General features: G+C 55.8%; 9 protein-coding genes. All 9 read right to left on the bottom strand.

Going from position 1 to position 19,083, the window contains the following annotated elements; genetic code table 11:
* Positions 1–289: 289 nt before the first annotated feature.
* Entirely contained in the window at positions 290–7,201 is a 6,912-nt protein-coding gene (locus QA648_RS35230; RefSeq protein WP_283054819.1) for a DUF5801 repeats-in-toxin domain-containing protein, read from the bottom strand.
* Between the two features lie 1,430 nt (positions 7,202–8,631).
* Positions 8,632–9,612: a glycosyltransferase family 2 protein gene (locus tag QA648_RS35225; protein WP_283054818.1), complete on the bottom strand. Its 981-nt coding sequence runs from the start codon at positions 9,610–9,612 to the stop codon at positions 8,632–8,634.
* On the bottom strand, positions 9,609–10,529 hold the full coding sequence (locus QA648_RS35220; protein WP_283054817.1) for a glycosyltransferase: 921 nt from the start codon (positions 10,527–10,529) through the stop codon (positions 9,609–9,611). Before QA648_RS35220 ends, QA648_RS35225 begins: the two co-directional genes overlap by 4 nt.
* Positions 10,530–10,585: 56 nt before the next feature.
* The gene (locus tag QA648_RS35215) at positions 10,586–12,043 is read right to left on the bottom strand and encodes an MOP flippase family protein (protein WP_283054816.1); all 1,458 of its coding nucleotides are present in this window, start codon (positions 12,041–12,043) and stop codon (positions 10,586–10,588) included.
* The gene (locus tag QA648_RS35210) at positions 12,040–12,696 is read right to left on the bottom strand and encodes a hypothetical protein (RefSeq protein WP_283054815.1); all 657 of its coding nucleotides are present in this window, start codon (positions 12,694–12,696) and stop codon (positions 12,040–12,042) included. Before QA648_RS35210 ends, QA648_RS35215 begins: the two co-directional genes overlap by 4 nt.
* A gap of 229 nt (positions 12,697–12,925) precedes the next feature.
* A complete protein-coding gene (locus QA648_RS35205; RefSeq protein ID WP_283054814.1) occupies positions 12,926–14,209 on the bottom strand; it encodes a hypothetical protein in 1,284 nt (427 codons plus the stop codon).
* Between the two features lie 79 nt (positions 14,210–14,288).
* On the bottom strand, positions 14,289–15,605 hold the full coding sequence (locus tag QA648_RS35200; protein ID WP_283054813.1) for a UDP-glucose/GDP-mannose dehydrogenase family protein: 1,317 nt from the start codon (positions 15,603–15,605) through the stop codon (positions 14,289–14,291).
* A gap of 191 nt (positions 15,606–15,796) precedes the next feature.
* On the bottom strand, positions 15,797–16,735 hold the full coding sequence (locus QA648_RS35195; RefSeq protein ID WP_283054812.1) for a glycosyltransferase: 939 nt from the start codon (positions 16,733–16,735) through the stop codon (positions 15,797–15,799).
* Positions 16,736–16,781: 46 nt separating this feature from the next.
* Positions 16,782–19,034 carry an AAA family ATPase gene (locus tag QA648_RS35190; protein ID WP_283054811.1) on the bottom strand — a complete coding sequence of 751 codons (2,253 nt, stop codon included), beginning with the start codon at positions 19,032–19,034 and terminating at the stop codon, positions 16,782–16,784.
* Positions 19,035–19,083 lie beyond the last annotated feature (49 nt).

The raw sequence follows: 19,083 nt of genomic DNA, 5'->3' as shown, positions 1-19,083 counted from the left end.
CTGTTGCAAGAATTCAGGTTGATTGTTCGGAAAACGTCATTTGATTGTCGGGACTTAGCTATCCCCGTCAAGGAGATGCAGCTGAACGAGGGGTCCCTGCTCGTGGAAGCAAGGCAGAGCCAGAGCATGGAATTCGACTCGTGTTAAGCGAACAATTCACCCTGAGGTCGGCAAATAAGGGGCGAGCATCATCAATGCTGCGGGCGGCGGCCTTCAGCAATGATGCTCGGATCACCTGTTCAGGACACAAGACGCAGCTTAACCAAGCTGCGCCTTGTGGTGGCGAGGTTTATCCCGTGTGAGTGGTGGTGAGAGCGTGCTCGTGATGATCATATAAGATCTTCACGCCAGCAGCGCTGGGGGAGAAATTCTCCAATGTGGCAACGGCGTGGGTTTCCGTGCCAGTGTTCACGTTGATGGTTGTCGTGTTGGTTTTGTCATCGACTACGGCAGTCAGGCGATTAATCGCGTTTCCTTCAGACAGGCTATCCTGCTTCATGAGAGCGTCAATCAAACCGGACACGTCGAGTTTATCACCCTCGGTCGTCGGATGAAAATCCGCGATGACGTCAGCGGGGTCGAGCTTGCTCAAGGCCGAGGCATCAATAATAAACGTGTCGGCACCTGCTCCGCCCGTCATCAAATTAAAACCGGAACCGCCATCCAGCATGTCATTGCCGGCACCACCAGTTAAGATATCGTTTCCGGCGCCCCCGGAGAGAAAATTAGAGTGATCACCTCCGATGATAATATCATCATAGGATGTTCCGATAATACCGTTGATATCCGAATAATCCAGGCCGCCGCCCGAAACGTCGAAATGCGTGGAAGTGCTGCTTTGGGTTAGTGTGATCTCGATCGCATGGTCGAACCGAGAAAAGTCGAGCGTATTGTTACCTCCGCCACCCGTCACCGTGTTGAACGAATTCTCAATCAGCTGAAAAGTGTCGTTGCCGCTACCGCCGATCATGGTGTTGACGGAGAACAGCCCAGCAATGAAGGTGTTGTCACCAGATCCACCGTCCATGGTGTTCGTTGCAAAGTGTCCACCAGAGAGGACGTCGTCGCCGCTGCCTCCATGCATCTCGTTGGTCGCATTCGCCGCGCCAATCAGCGTGTCGTTGCCGCTGCCACCATCCATTTTGTTGAGCGCATGCTGGGCGCCAATGAGCGTATCGTCTCCACCGCCGCCATACATGGTGTTTGTCGAATTGATGCCGCCGATCAAAAGGTCATTGCCGTCGTGCGCCGTCTCTGTCGTCCCATCACCGTAGAGGACATTCTCGGCAGTGTTTGCCGAGCCGATCAAGACATCATTTCCAAGGCCACCAATGATCGTGTCCCCATTGCCGCTTTGAGCTGCTACGAAAATCTCGTTCGCGGAGGTGCCGATCGTGTTCCAATGGCCGTTGAGGCTCGCCGTGGCAACCGTTTCGTGAAGTCCGTCACTAACGGTATAGTCGAATGTCTCGGCTTGGCCAGTCACAGAGATCGCGACACTGTCTCCATTTAGCGTCGCAACTGAACCCGTGATTTTAGCAATGGTAAGGTCTGTGGCATGCGCTCCGGATGCCGCCCACAAAAGCGCCTCCGTGGGGATGGTGATCGTCTCACCCGGCGCCGCGTTGGTGGTAATGGACCAGTTATTTGCAGTAGGGATATCGTTATGAATGTCGACGGAAAATGACTGGGATACCGCGGTCGTATCGCCATCGCCATCATGACCGACGACAGCGAAACTCAGGTGAAAATCAGTCGCGTCAGAATCACTGAGCGGCCTGTAGAGCGTGAAGTCATACGCACCGCTGGTGTGAGCGCCATTTTCGGAAAGAGAGACGGTGAAGACTGTTACCTCATGCCCATCCGAGAGGTAATAAGCTGTCAATGTCGAGTGGTCACTGCTGAGCGCATACTGCAAGGCATTTCCGCCCGAGGTCAGATGCGACAAATCGAGTACGTGACCGGTGCCGTCGGTCAGGGTGATATTTGAAGCCGCCGCCTGGCTAGCAAATGTGACTGCGGTCTTTGCTGGGCCGTCTGCGCCGAAGGAAAAATTCAGCGCGATTTCGCCAGTACTAATGCCGTCGCTTACCAACGATCCTGATGCGTCGATTAGATTGTTTTCCGTAAGCGTCTGATCTGCGATCGAGGCTCCAGCAACCGGTACATCATCGACGACCGAAACCGTAAAACTGTTCGAGGCGGAATCGCCATCAGAGTCGGTGGCGGTATATTCAAAGGTCAAAGTCAGCGGGTTTCCGCCACTCGCGTGGTCAAGAGACTGAACGAGTGTAAAGCTGTAAGCCCCTTTGCCGCTATCGGAAAGTGTTGAGTAAAAGACCACGTTAGCGTCTGTCAGCGCGCTCGCAGAGTCGCCGGTAAATCCGACCAGCGTACCATCCGCCAGGACTGTGGTGTGGACGAGGAGGCCGTGAGATGTCAGCACAGCGCCCGCTTCACCACTAACCGAAACGCTTTCGTTGAAAAATGCGACAGCCTGGTGCCCATCGGCACCCCAAGTGACGTTCAAAGAGCCCACAGCGGTCGCAGAAATGCCCTTTCCGCCCTCGCCTTCGGGAAGTGATGCTTCGTAAGCTGTGCCAGCGGCCCCCAAACCGGCAACCGGCGCGTCGTCGGCAACGGTCATTTTGACTAGCCCTGTCGCCGTGTCTCCATCGGTATCGGTTGCGACGACCTGAATACCATTTATGGTCACCGCGCTGCCGCTGCCATCGAGCGCATGGTTGAGCGTCGCAATGATCGTCGGCGTCGCGGTGTTGCCGCCGGCATCTGCCGTGAGCTGGCCCGTAAGCTTCAGGGTGACGAGCAACGCACCAGCGCTGCCATCCGCATTGGCCAGATGGCCTTCGAGTGTCGTGCCCTTGTTGACCCAGGCGATCGTTTCACCCTTTGCCAGGCCGTCGACCTTGATCGCCGACGGATCGCCGAAGGCGATAGCGATATCGTCCGAATGAGCCGTGAAGGTCAGCGAATTGTGCTTCCTCGTCGAATCCTGTTCCGCTTTGCCTTGCGCGTTCGGGCTCGTGCCATTTTTCAAATCGGCTTCGTTCAGGATCAGGGAAACCGTGGGCTGGCCAAAGAAGTCCCCTTTCGGTCCGCTCACGGTCGGATTCTGGCCGTCTTTAATGGTAATCTGCTGGATGGCTGTCGAGGTGTCGCCATCGCCATCCGTGATGGTAAAGCTGAAGCCGGCGGCTTCACCGTTCTTGTTGTTCTGGTTGAGCGCCGGATCGAAGCTCCAGCTCCCGTCGGAGCTGAAGGTGTAGACGCCCTGATCCGTCTTGATCACCGTCGGCTGGCCGGTTGAAACGGTGAAAGTATAGTTGCTGAGCGCATGCCCATGCCAAGTTGCGGCGCTGTTCAGCGTAACAGAGGTCAGTGTTGCGCCATCCGCACCGGCATGACTGGTGTCGAAGACATTATCTCTAATTTTCGAGGTGGAGTCTTCGCTGATGAATTTGGGGCTTTCAGCAATTGCCTTCGGGCCATCGTCCTGGAACTGGATTTGACCGCTGATATCGACGCTGTCCTGTGCGGTATCCTGGTCGCCATCCGTAACGGTGACGGTCGCATAGACCTTCTGGGAGAGAATCGAGACAATTTCGTGTGATTGGCTTGTGTCGGATTCGCTTAAGGAGGCGTATTGAACGATGTTCAGCTTGCCGTCCTGGGTGATCTCGATCGCGAAGGCAGCGGTCGTCGGTGTACCGCCGTCAGTCGTGCTGTAGCGGCCGACGATCAGTCCGTTCTCGCTATAGAGATAGATTTCGTGGCCATCTGTCGTTTTCAGGCCGGAATCGACTAGGCCGTTTTCGCCCGAAGCGCCAAGCGTCAGCGAATAAACGACCGCATTGTTTGTCGCCTGGCCGTCTGCTCCAAATGTCGGATCGGCACTGACGACAGCGTTGTCGCTGTGAGCATAGGCAATCGCATTGCCGTTGTTTGCTGCGTGATCGACACTGCTGAAAATCTGATGCAGTGCGGCAAGTTCGCCGCGGTTCCAGAACGATACGTCATCGTTATGATGGGGGATGCCGCTTTCGCCGATGACGATGCTTTGGTTGGTGCTGGATATCGTCACACTGGGGCTTGCATCCCCAACCGTAAGGGTCAGCGATCCACTGGCGCTGTCGCCGTCGCCGTCGGTGACCGTAAAGCCGATCGTGAACGTCGAGTTGTCCGCGTCCTTGGCTTCGGCAAGAGCACCCGTTTGCTGGAACGTATAGCTGCCGTCCGCCTGGACGGTCAGCGTGAAAATGACGTCGTTATGTTCGCCAGTCGCGGTGTAAACCGTCGTTCCGTCCGTCGTGACGCTCTTAAAGGTCAGCGTTTCGACATGCCCCACGCCGTCGGCATCGACATAGATGCCCTTGAGATTGCTCGGATCAGTAAATTCGAGTTTTTGAAAGCCATCCGCGCCGGCCTTGAACAGCGTTCCACTGACGCTGTCGGTATTCGAGGACGGCGCATTTTCTTGGCTCGGTACTTCAGCGAGCAGTTCCAGCGGTATCGAAGGTGGCGGTGGGCTGACGACTGAAGTCGTATTGCCATCGTAGAGACCTTCCTTTACTTCGGCATCAAACGCAACAGGCTTGTCGTCATCGACCGTCACCGTGAAGCTGTTCGTTGACGCGTCACCGTCCGAATCCGTCGTAGTGTAGCTGAAGGTCAGATGGATGGCATCGGACTTGACACCGTCGGCCAGCGACTGAACCAGCGTGAAGTTGTAGCTGCCGGCATCCGCATCGGAGACGGTGGCGTAGAAGACGACATTCTTGCCGTGGATGTCGCTCGGAACGTTCTCGCCCGTATAGCCAACCAGCGTGCCGTCGGCGAGAATGGTGGTGGAAACCGCCAGGCCATGCGAGGTCAGTTGCGCATCACTCGCAGCGCCCTCGACCGAGACGGAAGCACTGGTGAATGCAACCGAGCGGTCACCGACACTATTGCTGCCGTTATTGGCATCGTCCGCACCCCAGGAGATGTTGAGTGAGGCCGTCGACGACGCGCTGGTCACCGACGTTTCGTTTGCTACGTTGCCGTTCGAAAGCGCCGATTCCGTCGCTTCTGAAGTCGTGCCCAAACCCGCGACCGGTTTGTCGTCATCGACCGTCACTGTGAAGGTATTGGCGGACGTGTCACCGTCAGAATCTGTTGCTGTGTAACCGAAGGTCAACGAGATGGCGTCAGAGCCCTTTGCATCGTCCAGCGACTGCACAAGCGTGAAGTTGTAGTGGCCGTTATCGGTATCCGAAACCGTAGCATAGAAGACGACATTAGAGTTGGTGGTCGCGGTGGGCACATCGCTGCCCGTATAGCCGACCAGCGTGCCATCGGCGAGAATGGTGGTGGAAACCGTGAGGCCATGCGAGGTCAATTGCGCATCGTTCGCAGCGCCTTCGACCGAGACAGAAGCACTGGTGAAAGCAACCGAGCGGTCGCCAGCGCCGCTGCTGCCGATATTGGCATCGTCCGCACCCCAGGAGATGTTGAGCGAGCCCGTCGACGACGCGCTCGTCACCGATGTTTCGTTTGCGGTACCGCCACTGGAAAGCGCCGATTCCGTCACTTCCGAAGTCGTGCCCAAACTCGCGAGCGGCCTGTCGTCGTCCACCGTCACCGTGAAGCTATTTGTCGACGCGTCGCCGTCAGAATCTGTCGCCGTATAATTGAAGGTCAGCGAGATGGCGTCAGAGCCCTTTGCGTCGTCCAGCGACTGCACCAGCGTGAAGCTGTAGTGGCCGTTATCGGTATCAGAGACCGTTGCATAGAAGACGACATTGGCGTTGGTGGTCGCGGTGGGCACATCGCTACCCGTGTAGCCGATCAGTGTGCCGTTAACGATCGTTGTCGAGACCACAAGACCGTGCGATGTCAATGCCGTGCCGGCCTCGCCAGTCACGGCGAAATTGGCGTTGGTGAACGCGACCGAGCGGTCACCGAGGCCGCCCTTGTCGGTGTTGGCGCTGTCGGCGCCCCAGGAAATATTGAGTGAGCCGGTGGCCGACGTTGCGGCGACATGGGCGTCCGTGGCGCTCCCGTTACCGCCCGCGAGCGCGGCCTCGGTAACTGTTCCTGCATCACCGTTGCCGGCTACCGGAACGCTGTCGGCCACGCTGACGGTCGCCGTGCCGGTGACGCTATGATGGCTCTTGTCGACGACCGTATATTGGAACTGCAGTTGCAGTACGTCGCTGCCCGTCGCGTTCGCGCCAGCCGAATGATCGAGCGCGGCAAACTGTGTGAAAGTGTAGTCGCCGGTCGCCTTGTCGAAGACGAGCGTGAAGATGGTTTTGCCGTTCGCCGTGCCGGTGACGGTCTCGCCGTCCTGCGTGACGATGACGGCAACGCCACCCGACGTCAGGCTCGTTAGCTGCTGCGTGCCGTTGCTGCTGACCTCCGTTTCGCCGAGAAGCGTCACGGTGCTGATCGAGGCGTTGGCGCCGCCGAAACCGAAGCGGCCAGTGGTGCTCTGCGTGACAAAGGCACCGCTTGCGTCGCCCGTCTCGGTCAGCGAGGCGATCTCCGTACGCTGGGTATCGATGAAGGGCAGACCGTTCGGCGTGCCGGAGTTAAGACTGCCACCGCCATTGCCGAATTGGCCGTCTGGGCCGAGCAGGCCGATGAGGTTGAGCGGCGTGCGAGCGTTCTGGGCCGCGCTATCGCTGAATTCATGGCCAGAGGTAGCGCTGCCGGCATGGTAGGAGCCGTCTGGGCCTGCGGCGACATTGACGCCCTGCTGTTCGAGGGCAGCCACCACGGCCTGCTGCGGCAGCGTAACTTCGCCGATCATAAAGGTCGGCACATGCAGCGCACCATTGACGATGACGATGCGTGTTCCGTCGGCCTGGATGACAACGAGGTTGCGCCCCTCGACATGGATGTCGTCGATCGAGGTGTTCGGCGGCAGGTGAGCGATATTGCCTTGGTCGGGGGTGATCTGCACCGTTTGCTTGGCACCGCCATGCTGCGGATCGGCCCCGGCCTGCCCCTCGGTCTTGCCGCTGGCCGCATGCTCGGCGGCCTGCGCTAGCTGGAATTCGGCGACGTCCTCATTCCGCGATAACTGCAGCGGCAGATGCGTGCCGCTGTCGGCAGCATGGGCCTCGTCACGGCCGGAGGATGTTAAGTCCTGCGAAATGGCTTCGTGGTCTGCAATCGAAATACGCGAATCTTCCATCGGTCTATACTCTCGGTGTGTCTCAATATGGCCGCTATAAATTGTGGGAGCGGGCCGATTGCAAGACTTCGTTAACCGCCCAGGCATAACTGGCTATGCCAACATGAAAATAAATTTCCGATTGGTTAACTCTAGCCACAATCACGAACGGGGAGTTCCCGGTGGGAATGACCTCTTTGCAAGCAGACAATCCAGGAGAATATGAACAAGCCGTATGTCGCCGGCGGACCATAGTGAAGACTTTGGCTGTACAGATGCGAGATCGCCATACCGAGCACAGCGTAAACCATCCATGGCTCGCCCTCTCGTGCCCCTATCCAGGTTAAGATGACGCCACCGAACTCGCGACATAGGCGGTCCAGTTGTTTGCTCGCCGTGGATGCTGTATCAGCTTGGCGCAGGTCGATTCAATGTCATTGGTGTATCGACCTCCTTCCCCCTTATCCGGATCAGCGCCACGTCGCGCGGAAGCAACAGAGGTTCTCCCAATGGCAATCCTTATGGCCCTCTATGTTGCGTCGATTGTGGGCGCTCTCGCGATAACTTGGATGGAAGGTGTTCGGGCTGGCGCCAAGTTTGATCTTGGGCGAATTATGGGTCTGTTGCTGTGCCTTGTATGGCCGCTGGTCTTTGCGCTGACGTACTTGTTTATATGCTGGCAACGCCGGCGCCTGAGCCGAACAGCTATGCAACGCGCGAGCAATGCGGGACGCTCCTTGTCTTACCCTTGAGTAATAACGAACCCGGCCGAAGGCTTCCCCCAATACCTCTTGATGAAATGAACTGTCATCTCTTCGCGTGGTTGCCGAATATTAGGCGACAATGCTTGGTTGGTCGCCCCGCTGGCGGAACTTTCTCTATTGCCCCGAGATCAGCGCTCGAAGCCGTAGACCAGCCCAAGCGAGGCAAGCCCCCATGGATGCGCCGGCCGCCTTAACGGCAGCATCATTGATCTCGGCATGTCGCGTGGGAGAAAGGTTTTGCACCAATTCCATTGCTCCCACACCAAGCACAAGCAGGATGAGGCATACCCAAAAACTACGTGGATATGCCAAGACAAATAGAATGGCCAGCACCAGAAATGCCAATGCGCGATCCAAGTTTACGGGCAAGAGATCGTGCGGTCGCAACGCGATAGGGGAAACCGTTACGAAAATGATAGTGGCAAGCGCAAGCCATGCTACTAGTCTGAAAAGACGAACTGTCATCATATCTTCAATTTATACAGATTTATGAATGCTGCAATGCAGCATCATAGGTTATGCACGGACGATGTGTAATGGCTCGTGATCCGACATGGTTTCATCTACCCGTCCAAACTGGACCATTTTTGGTTGGCGTTTTTCGGTGTTCGGCTGGGAAGGGAAATGACAGAGCACCTCGGCGAAAAAATGATTGTACTTCAGGTCGTCCTGTCCGCGATGTCGGTCTTATCCGGCCTCCGTCCCCTTGAGGCCACCGTCTTCAGAAACTCGCGACGCTTCATCTGCGTCTCCTTTCTTACTAATTTGAGCAACGCGCCAGTCAGCAATTTTGCGATACGCGCGATCGCTCAAGCATATTTGCAGAAATATCAACGGTGCTAGGCTGAGTGGGTACGAACCCATCAGGAGCGCTTTGAAAAACAAGGAAAGCGCCGCTATTGGTTTGTTCTGATAAATGCTTTTTGCATAGTGCCACCCGCGATACCCATGATAGGCCCGCTCCGGAATTTGGCCCCTTAAGTCATTGAGCCACGGCAATTCTCCTATGGGCCGGCGACCGATAGAGAGGCGGTCCTCCTGCCATCCGTCAAACCAAACTACGGTGGGAAACAGGTTCATGTGAAACTCGCAGCCACCCAGTTGCAACCTGATCGCAAAGTCGGTGTCATCCCCGAAGGAAGCGTCCGCTCGGTAGTGAACCTTCCTCGCCAGCTCGGCAGGGACGATCAGCCCGCTCGTTTGAACGAAGCCTCGTCCGCAAATCAGGTAAGTTGCCATATCCTCAGTCGGCTTAATACCTCTAGGCGGCTTGACTATGGTGTTTCCGCCTCCCCGATCGACGATAACAGGCGAATAAACAGCTATATTTTCCCTTCCATCAAGAAGGGTGTTCAATGTTTCGAGGTGCATCGGCAAAAACACGTCGTCTGAATCCAAGAACGCGACGAACTTACCGCGTGCACGGTCGATGCCAGCATTTCGAGCGGCACTTGCGCCACTATTGGCTTGCCGGACGAAGGCAACTCGGTGATCCGTTATTTTCGACATTTCGTCGTCGATGAGGTCCTCCGATCCGTCATCGACAACGATGATCTCGAAATCCTCATACGTCTGTGACAGCACGGAGTTCACAGCTCTCCCGATTAGATGGGCGCGATTATAGACAGGTATGATGACCGAAAAGCGCGGCATAGGTTTATAGATCACGCGTTACGCCTGAAGACACTGATAATAATGTCCGAGAACCGTCGATAAATTCGTTCAGGCAACGCGATTTGCATTAGAATCGCCAAAGCGAGCTTTGGTCTGTAACATCCGCTTAAAAGCGCAATTAGGTAGTAGTTACAAGCGCGAAGCGGGCTGCTCGGCGCGATCCCTTTGGCGACATGCCAACCTCGATAACCGAGATATGCCTTACGAGATATTAGGGGCCTCATTTCTTCCAACCAGCCAACTACGCGCGCTCCCTTTCGTGAAGCAGACACACGTCGGGGATCCTCTATGTCCCGCCATATGACCGTCGGCTGTCCAAGCATTTGGAACCGGCAGCCCGCTCTAAACAAGCGAACAGCAAAATCAGTGTCCTGTCCGAACGGCAAGCCAACTCGATATTTCACTGTCCGTGCGACCTTCGTAGGGACCACCAAGCCACTGGTTTGCACAAAACCTCTATCGCGCATGACATAGTCCGCCATGTCTTCGCCGGCGGCAATTGGCCGGGGTGGCTTGACGAAACTTCGTCCCGAACCGCGATCAACGATCACGGGTGAATAAACGGCAAGTGGTAGCGTCGCATCATGACGCAGTATTTCATGCATCCTCTCCAGATGTGTCGGCTTGAATTCGTCGTCCGAATCGAGAAAGGCTATGAACCGGCCATTTGCAAGATCGATCCCCTTGTTTCGTGCTGCACTTCCACCTGCATTCGGTTGGCTCACAAACCGAATTCTTCGGTCATCGAGCTGACTGATGATCTCAGATGGGTTATCCGATGAGCCGTCATCGACAACAACAACTTCAAAGTCACTGAAGGTCTGATTCAATACCGAGTGCAATGTCGCGCCGACGACGTCCGCGCGGTTGTAAAGAGGAATCACTACCGAGAAAAATGGTGTCGCGTTCATGAAATTCTCCCTGCATAGAGGCTCGACCAGGGCTGCGGGACGAGGAAAAAGAGGTGTTACTGGTTTGTAACGGTGCGCGGTGACATTCCGGCCATGCCGAGCATAGCCAGACACCAGCTTCGATTAAAAAACCAACTTAAGGAAAGATATCCAAGGGCCCCAATCGACAAGCCCGCCGCCAATCTTGGCAAGTCACCGTCTATCGGCGTCACCAGTTCAAAAGCTAGCACCGAAGATAAAAGCGTGATCATCAACGGCGTTGCCCACTGAAGTGTATATTCAATAAGGCTGGCGTCGGTAATGGGTCGAACAACTGCCCACCAAACGACAAACGCAAAAACTATGTAAAAAACTGTTAGAGCGGAAGCCACCCCAAGTGTCCCCCAAGCGCTACCCAAGCCAATTGTCGGAATGATTAAGAGGGTTACACAGACGCTCTGTATGAGCGCGAGCCTTGCGTTGCCAGTACCATAAAGGAGGCTACCAATGGGGTTGCCAAGAGCTCTAAACATACCCCATACAGCCATGATTCCGAGAAGGTTTGCCGACGGCAACCAAGCCGAACCAAAAACAGTTATCACGACTTCGCGCCGAAAGACTGCCATACATGCGTAAATAGGAAAGTTGATTGCAGAGGTCATTCGTAGCGTTGAGAGATAGATTTTGCGAAGAAGATCTTTGTCGCCTTGAGCTTTAGCAAGCAATGGCGTGCCAACGCGCGTGACGATCGGATTCGTGGCAAACATTACTTTTAGTGTCAGCTCTCGCGGCACGGTGTAAAGGCCAAGTGCCGCGCTGCCCAGAAGACGCCCCACTATCATGACGTCCGCCTGAACCGTCGCTGTGTTGGCTAAACTTGTAAGAAGAAGATATAAGCCTGATTTCAAATTCTCTGAAGCATCGGCGATATTGAAATGCAGACTAGGTACCCACCTATCTCGTGCAAATAGCCAATAGAGAAGACTGTTACCCCCCGAAAGGGCAATTACGCCAGCTACGAGCGAATAAACTCCGCCGCCGAAATAAGCGACTGTGATGGTCAGCATGGTGCTGAAGGTCGCTGATACGAGTTCGACAACGGCGATCGACCGGAATGCCAAACGCTTCTCGGCAAGCACCTTTATCTGTTGTCCTATAGCAAGCAAGATAAAAGACGTGCCCGCGAGCGCAAGCGGCATCTCGAGTTCTGGCGTCCCATAGAAGCCCGCAATCGTGGGGCTTCCCATCCAGACTGCAATAGAGAGAACCGCTCCTGAAAGAAGGTTCAACCAGTAAAGGGTAGACAACACTTCGGCGGAAATTTCTCTAGCGTAGATTATGGTAGTGCTCAGACCGAGATCGGCAAAGAGTTGGATAAAGGCAGTTACGCTGATTATCATCGCCATCAGACCGAAGTCGTGTGGGGAAATCAGGCGAGCCATAACTATTAATTGTATTGTTTGCAGAACGACGCGCCCAATGGTTGCAAACGTTGTCCATCTGACGGCTGAAAAAGCTTGGGTTTTCGCGCTCACTGATGCACTCCCGGAACTCCATACGCCCTGACCATATTGGCAATCTGCACGTCATTGCCCCCATTCTGACCCCGATTGGAGTTCTGGAGGGCAACCCGCTGCGACCCAGTCCATTCATAGAACCGGATCCAACCGTCGACCTTACGTATAGACGCGCCGTTAAGGCGAGCCATCCAGTTGAGCCACACATCATCAGTCGAGGGGCAAAGTTCTCGAATCTTATCAAGATCAGTAACGTCTGGGTGGAGCACGCCGGGCGGATACAGCACGCCGCCAACACCAGTAAAAAACACATCAGGAGCGTTGCTGGCGGTGCGGATGTTGGAAATCCAGCTATCGTAAGGTTGAAACCCGTCTGTTGAACGCCTCATGAGATGCGCACGATGACAGAGCACCTCGGATACGCCCTCCCTGAACTCGCTCACCAGCCGCCTCAGCCAAGACGTTGGATAGTACACATCGTCGTCAGCAGTGACGATGATCGCATCTCGGTATAGTGCGAGCCCGGGGATCACTTTCTTATAAGAGCGCAAATCTTCAGTTGCGCGAATTGTAAGGCCATATGCCTCAAGTTCGGCGATTGCGCCGGGTATGAAGCTCATGTCTTCGTGCGCGATCCATAACACCACCTCATCGGCCTTAATGTCCTGCATGAGGATAGTTTTCAGAGTAAGCTCAAGTACATCGAACCTCTTCGGATACGATGTCAGAGAGACAACCAGCCTATGGGGAAGGTGATGTGGCTCCGCATTGCGTCGATAGTGCCACTGCCAACGCGTCCAGGCCTCGAGCGCACGCATAAAGGTCGGCTTAAGAACATTCTTTAGCGCTTGAATCATAACATCAACTTTCTGAAAGGTCGGGCGCCTTGCTGCTTCATGATCAGCGTGCTTCTGCTTGGGCCGTTGCCGGGTTGATAGCCTCGCCGTAACGCGACCGTCGGACCGAGACAACGATACCCAAAGTCATAACGATTTGGCCTAACATCACTCCAATCGTCGAATAGATTGGACCTACGACCACAAGGAGCATCGGCACTGCGACCAAAGTCAGAAGCGAGGACTTGATGCTGGCGCCAGCCAGCTCTCTGAAACGGCCTTCAGCCTGCAGAAACACGTTCAAAGGAGTTTGGACACATTGCACCAGGCACACCGCGGCCCATAACACGAAAGAAATTAGGATCAGATTTGCATCAAGGCCAGGTTTGAACGCGAGCGCGGGGAAGAAGTGCACAATGCATGCTACGGCGACAATCGTTGAAAGCCACATGAACCCAAGCACAGCCATGAATCTCGCCACATATCGCAGGGCGCCGGCTCGATTGCCAGTAGACAACGCCCGCGCCATCGCCGGCCTCTCGATTTGGGTCAGGGAGACCATGCAGACCCCAATGGGCCGCAGAAAGAGCATTGCCGCGGCAATAGGCGCGAATGCCGCAGGCCCGGCAACGGAAGTGACGATATAAGCATGTGCATTGGAGGTTGCTTCTGTTGTCACCAGACCAGCCACCGCCCAACGCGCTTGATCGCGCCAGACGGGACCATAAGAAGCTAAAGCGCTCTGCAAACTCACTCGGAAATGCTTCACTAGGAATGCTTTGCCGAATGGCAGCATACCAGCACAGCCGGCGATCGCGAAAAGACCGGCAGCCTCCGAAAGAGACATTCCATAGAACCACGCGATCGCCAAGCATGTCAGAAGGACTGCCGCATAGACGACATCAGACAGGGCAGCTCTGACCGGATTATGCATTGCATATGCTTCAGTACGGGCAAACCACCTTACCGTAAACAGGGCACTGGAGGCCGCGAACGCAAGAGCTGTTCCGACCGTAGCAGTTCCAAGCCAGAAAACGGTGAGAACCGCGACAGCAGCATTGCAAAGCGCGAGACCCGCGTTGATCAAAAAAAGACCCTCTGCCGACTGCGCGGATCTATCCGTGTTGATCAATACGGTGAAGGGTGCGGCTACCATGGAGTTACAGAGTCCCGACCCGAATTGCATCAACGTTAACATAAAGGCAACTAGGCCGAATTCAGCATTGCCGAGACTATGGAGAACGGCGAGCTGGACGAGGAGGTGGCTGCCCGACACTGCCGCCGTTGCAAACGTCGATAGCCCGTAGTTCCCAAGAAGGTGGGAGATGTCCTTGATGTTTCTCGCCACTCGGTGGTCCTCATGTCTGGTTTTTTTTGCAGGACGGCTTAAACCACGCCTGCGCGCATGTTTCGGTCGATTTCAGGTCTTACCTGTTCTCGCTCTTCTTACCGACGGCAAAGTAGCTGAAGCCGTGGCGGCTAACTTCGGCGGCGGGATAGATATTGCGCAGGTCGACGATCCTGGGCGTCTTCACCGTGGTCTTCAGACGTTTGAAATCGAGGGCGCGAAACTCATCCCATTCGGTGACGATGACGATTGCGTCAGCGCCTTCCGAGATTTCGTAGGGATTCTTGCCATAGGTAATCGGGCCAAGCATTTCCTTGGCGGCATCCATGCCCTCTGGGTCGTAGGCATGGACCGTCGCGCCGCCGTCGAGCAATGCCTGAATGATGGTGATCGAAGGTGCGTCGCGCATGTCGTCGGTGTTCGGCTTGAAGGTCAGGCCGAGCACAGCGATCTTCTTGCCGCGCACGCTGCCGTCGCAGGCGGCGATGACTTTGCGGCCCATAGCTCGCTTGCGGTTGTCGTTGATGGCGACGGTTGTCTCGATCAGCCGCATCGGGCTGTCGAAATCCTGCGCTGTTTTGACCAGTGCCAGCGTATCTTTCGGAAAGCAGGAACCGCCATAGCCGGGGCCTGCATGTAGGAACTTGTCGCCGATGCGTTTATCCATGCCGATACCCTTGGCGACCTTCTGGACATCCGCACCGATCTGTTCGCAGAGATCGGCGATCTCGTTGATGAAGGTGATCTTCATCGCGAGGAAGGCGTTGGCGGCATATTTGATGAGTTCGGAGGTGCGGCGTTCGCAGAAGTAGAGCGGCGCCTCGTTAAGATAAAGCGGGCGATAGACCTCTTTCATAACTTCGGTGGCACGGGAATCCTCGGTGCCGATGACGATACGGTCGGGTCGTTTGAAATCGATGATCGCCGCACCCTCACGCAGGAACTCTGGGTTGGAGACGACTGCTATGTCTTTGTCCGGAAACTCTTCGCGGAAGATGCGCTCGATCTCGTCGCCGGTGCCGACGGGAACGGTGGACTTGGTGACGACAACGGTGAAGCCGGTGACCGCAGCAGCGATCTCACGCGCCGCAGCATAAACGTAGCTCAGGTCCGCGTGGCCATCGCCGCGACGGGAAGGCGTGCCAACTGCGATGAAGACGACGTCGGCAACTGCCACGGGGGCTACCAAATCTTTCGAAAAGTCCAGCCGGCCGGCCGCACGGTTATGTTCAATGAGGGCATCAAGCCCCGGCTCGAAGATCGGCACTGCGCCGCGCTCCAGAGCATCGATCTTGGCCTCGGATTTGTCCACACAGGTGATGTGGTGACCGAAATCCGCCAGACAGGCGCCCGAGACGAGACCGACGTAACCAGAACCGATCATAACAATACGCATGCTGCTCTCTTACTTTCTTAACAGTGTCTAAAATGGAATTTTGCCACAATGCTGCATCGCAGCAATGCAATTCCGACTAAAAAGTCAAGTATCCATAATTGGTGCGATTAAGTTACTCTCCTAATGTGCTTAACGGGTCTCATCGACGGGCTTCGCGCTACCGCGCGCCACCTTAAGAGATCCACACTCTTTCAGCGGCCGTGCACAGTTCGGTATTCGGCATGTCCGTAATCTAGCAGTCCCGCCATCTTTCCTAGAACACGGGCACCGAGCCTCGCAGCCTCGAAACGACGGGTCGGATGCCAGAAGAAGACGGCGAGATTTGTCACAACAAAAGCCGTGGTCGCGGCAATCTTCAGAGTCTCCCTAAGTGCACCGAAGCCCGGAGGACGGTGCTTTCGATTGACCAGACTGTAAGTATTGCCAATCCGGTATGCCCGCTCCAACATCCATCGCGCCGAGGATCGCGATTCTGGCATTTCCTCCTTGACGATCGCCTCTGATGACCAGGCGAACTGCGCGCCCTGGAGCTTCAATGCAAGAAAGAGATCTGTATCTTCTCCGCCTAGAAGATCGAAAGCTGGATCGAACCATGGTGCTTCGCGCCGGCGAAAGAGATCGGCGCGAATAAGGACGTTGCAGGTCCCATCAACGAAATCAATGGAACCTGTCCTCATTTGCGAAAAGTCCGCAAGGTTGGCATTCTTCAAATATGCCGGCACCGGCACTGCAAAAACGCGTTCAACGGGCCCCCCCACGATGTCGGCACCGGTTTGCTGCTGCGCTGCGAGCAACGACTGTATCCAGCCCGACAGCGGCCACTCATCGTCATCAATCATCGCAATGAATTCTACTCGCGGATCCTTCAGAGCCTCGGCTATAAGGGCATTTCGGACCTGCGATATGCCGCGCTTCGCGACAGTGATCGCTGTAAGCGAAAACGGCTGCCCAGCAGCTCGATACTTCTCACATGCCTCAAGGCCTGCCTGCCCTGCTGCATCGTTGTCAGCGACGATGACGCGCGCAACGCCTTGAAGGTCGGCTTCTGCTAATGCGTCTAAACAGCGCGAGAGACCAAGCGGCCGGCGAAACGTCGCGATGCAGACGACCGTGTTAGGCAATGTTGCCATGGCGTCTCAACGCTTTCACCGTTCCCATGAATTGAAGTTCAATCAATTACGCCTCCTCATAATAGGCGGCGTAGCGAGAATTGTATTCCTCCGATCCGAAGTCCTGGTAGAATTTGGCCTTAGTAGGATCAACCTTGCTCAGGATCACGCCGGAACACTTACTATGAAGGCGCGGCTCGTTCAGCACAGAGGCCCTAACGATCTTGCGCGATGTTGCTCCCCATTCGACGACATAGATCAACGATCCAAGCAACGGCAGCGCTGCACGCGCGTCGACAACTGGGCGAAGCGGTGGCAGGTCGAGGATCACATAATCATATCGCGCCCGCGCCTCTTCGAGCAGGCGCTCCATGGCAGGGGATGCAAGCAGGTCCGACGAGTGGGGGATGCGGCGCTTCAAAGCGCATGGCAGGAACGTCAGCCGGGTCTGTGGATCGATGAGCAGCGTTTCCGCGATCTGCCGCTCCTCAAGGATCACTTCCAGCAGGCCGGCCTCGGCGTGCGGGCCGACCGCACGGGTCGAGCCACGATTGCGCAAATCGGCGTCGATCAGCAAGGTCTTTGCACCCTGCATAGCAAGAAGCTGGGCGAGGTTGACCGCGACTGTCGATTTCCCCTCTCCTGGCAGCGTCGATACGACGCCGACGATTTTGCCGGTCTTTTGACCGGTATGGAGATCGACTGCGATCTTGGCGCTGCGCATGGTTTCGGCAAAGGCAGAATGCGGATGGTCGATGACGTAACGATAGAGGCTTGAAAGCGGCTGCATCGCCCGCGGATTGTCGCTGTGTTCGGTCAGTTTAATAGCGGCCGAATTTTTGATTAGCTGGGTCGAACCGAGATATTCGAGATCGAGATTCTGGCGGATCTGCTCTCCGGTGCGGAAATAGCGATCGCGGAACTCCCGGTAAGCGCCAATCCCGCCGCCAAGCGCCAGACCTAAAAACGTCGCTATCGCGACGACGAGCAGCTTCTTCGGCTTGCTCGGCTTTACGGGAGGCTTCGCCTCAGTGATGACCCGTGCCTCAACGATCGGGAAAGACTGTTGCTGCGAGGCTTCTTGAAAGCGCTGCATGGATGTCTCCAGCAGTCCACGATAGCTGTCGCTGGTACGCTCAAGTTCGCGTAGCTGTACCTGGGTTTCGTTTGCGGCTGCAGACACGTCCGTGGCCTTGTCCAGACTCGCACGAAGCGTATTTTCTTTGGCCTTGGCCACTTGCAGTTCGCTTTGATAGCTTTCTGCAATGCGGCTCATCTCCTCAAACATGAGTCGCTGATATTCCGCCATTTCGCTCTTCAGCCGCGTCACCTGGACGTGGTCTGCACCCAACCGGTTCGACAGTTCCGCTTCGGTCTTGGAGGCGGCGAGGTATTTTTGTCTGAGGTCATTTGCGACCGAGCTGTCGAGTACATCAGTCACGATCGCGTCGGTGCGACCATTCTTTACGATGGCCTCGATACGATCGTACTTGGCCTGGGCGCGGGCCGTGTCCTGTTCGGCAGCAATCAGAGCACTACTTTGCTCAGACAGTTGCTGATCGGTGACAAGTGTTCCATCCTTCGTGGTGATCAGATTGTGTTCGGCACGGAACTTCTGAACTGCGAGGTCCGCATTGGAGGCTTTCTGCTTCAGTTCGTCGATGCGTTGCTCCAACCACTCACTTGCCCGCCGGGTCGCCTCATATTTTGAGTTCAGCTTGTCCACCAGATAAGCATCAGAAAAAGCGTTGGAAATCTGCGAGGCGAGTACCGGATCGGCGGAGGTATAGGCGATGTTAAGAACGTAGGTTCGGCCGACGCGGTCGACGTCCAAATTATCGGCCAGCGTGTCGGTCGCAATAGTCTCTGGATCTTCGTCGGCGGCACCGCCTTTTTCCGCAAGTACCTTGAGGTAAGAGCGCAGCTTACCAAGCAGGGAATTGCCGGAAGACATGAAAACTTCGTTATTTGTCAGATCGAGTTTCTTGACCACCTGGTCCGCGATGACGTCCGACTTCAGAATTTCGACCTGGCTGAGTACGGTTCCCTCGTCATCGACGGTGATGGCGGAATCCGATAGCTGGTTGACGATCCCGCTGCTGCCCTTGTCGATCAGGAGGCTGCTTGCAGCCGTGAACTTGGGCTCGGCGGTCAGCGCATAGACTACACCCAGAAGCATGAACACGACAGCACAAACGGCGACGACGCGCCATTGCCGCCAGGCGATCGCGATCAGACGATCAAGATCGATCGGCTGTATAGCGGGGCTCGATTCCCAAACATCGTCACTTGCGGAGGCCACTTTATCTGGAGACAGCATTTGTCGCTCTTTAATCTGCGTGTTGATGTGACCAGGCAAAGGGGATCTG

It is taken from the genome of Rhizobium sp. CB3171, from assembly GCF_029714265.1.
Lineage (GTDB): Bacteria > Pseudomonadota > Alphaproteobacteria > Rhizobiales > Rhizobiaceae > Rhizobium.
This window is presented reverse-complemented; position numbering and strand designations above follow the sequence as displayed.

Bases quoted from the DNA above. Each gene is read 5' to 3' on its own strand.
- QA648_RS35195 (WP_283054812.1), bottom strand. From the start codon at position 16,735: ATGGCAACATTGCCTAACACGGTCGTCTGCATCGCGACGTTTCGCCGG.
- QA648_RS35210 (WP_283054815.1), bottom strand. From the start codon at position 12,696: ATGCAGGACATTAAGGCCGATGAGGTGGTGTTATGGATCGCGCACGAA.
- QA648_RS35220 (WP_283054817.1), bottom strand. From the start codon at position 10,529: ATGAACGCGACACCATTTTTCTCGGTAGTGATTCCTCTTTACAACCGC.
- QA648_RS35190 (WP_283054811.1), bottom strand. From the start codon at position 19,034: ATGCTGTCTCCAGATAAAGTGGCCTCCGCAAGTGACGATGTTTGGGAA.
- QA648_RS35200 (WP_283054813.1), bottom strand. From the start codon at position 15,605: ATGCGTATTGTTATGATCGGTTCTGGTTACGTCGGTCTCGTCTCGGGC.
- QA648_RS35230 (WP_283054819.1), bottom strand. From the start codon at position 7,201: ATGGAAGATTCGCGTATTTCGATTGCAGACCACGAAGCCATTTCGCAG.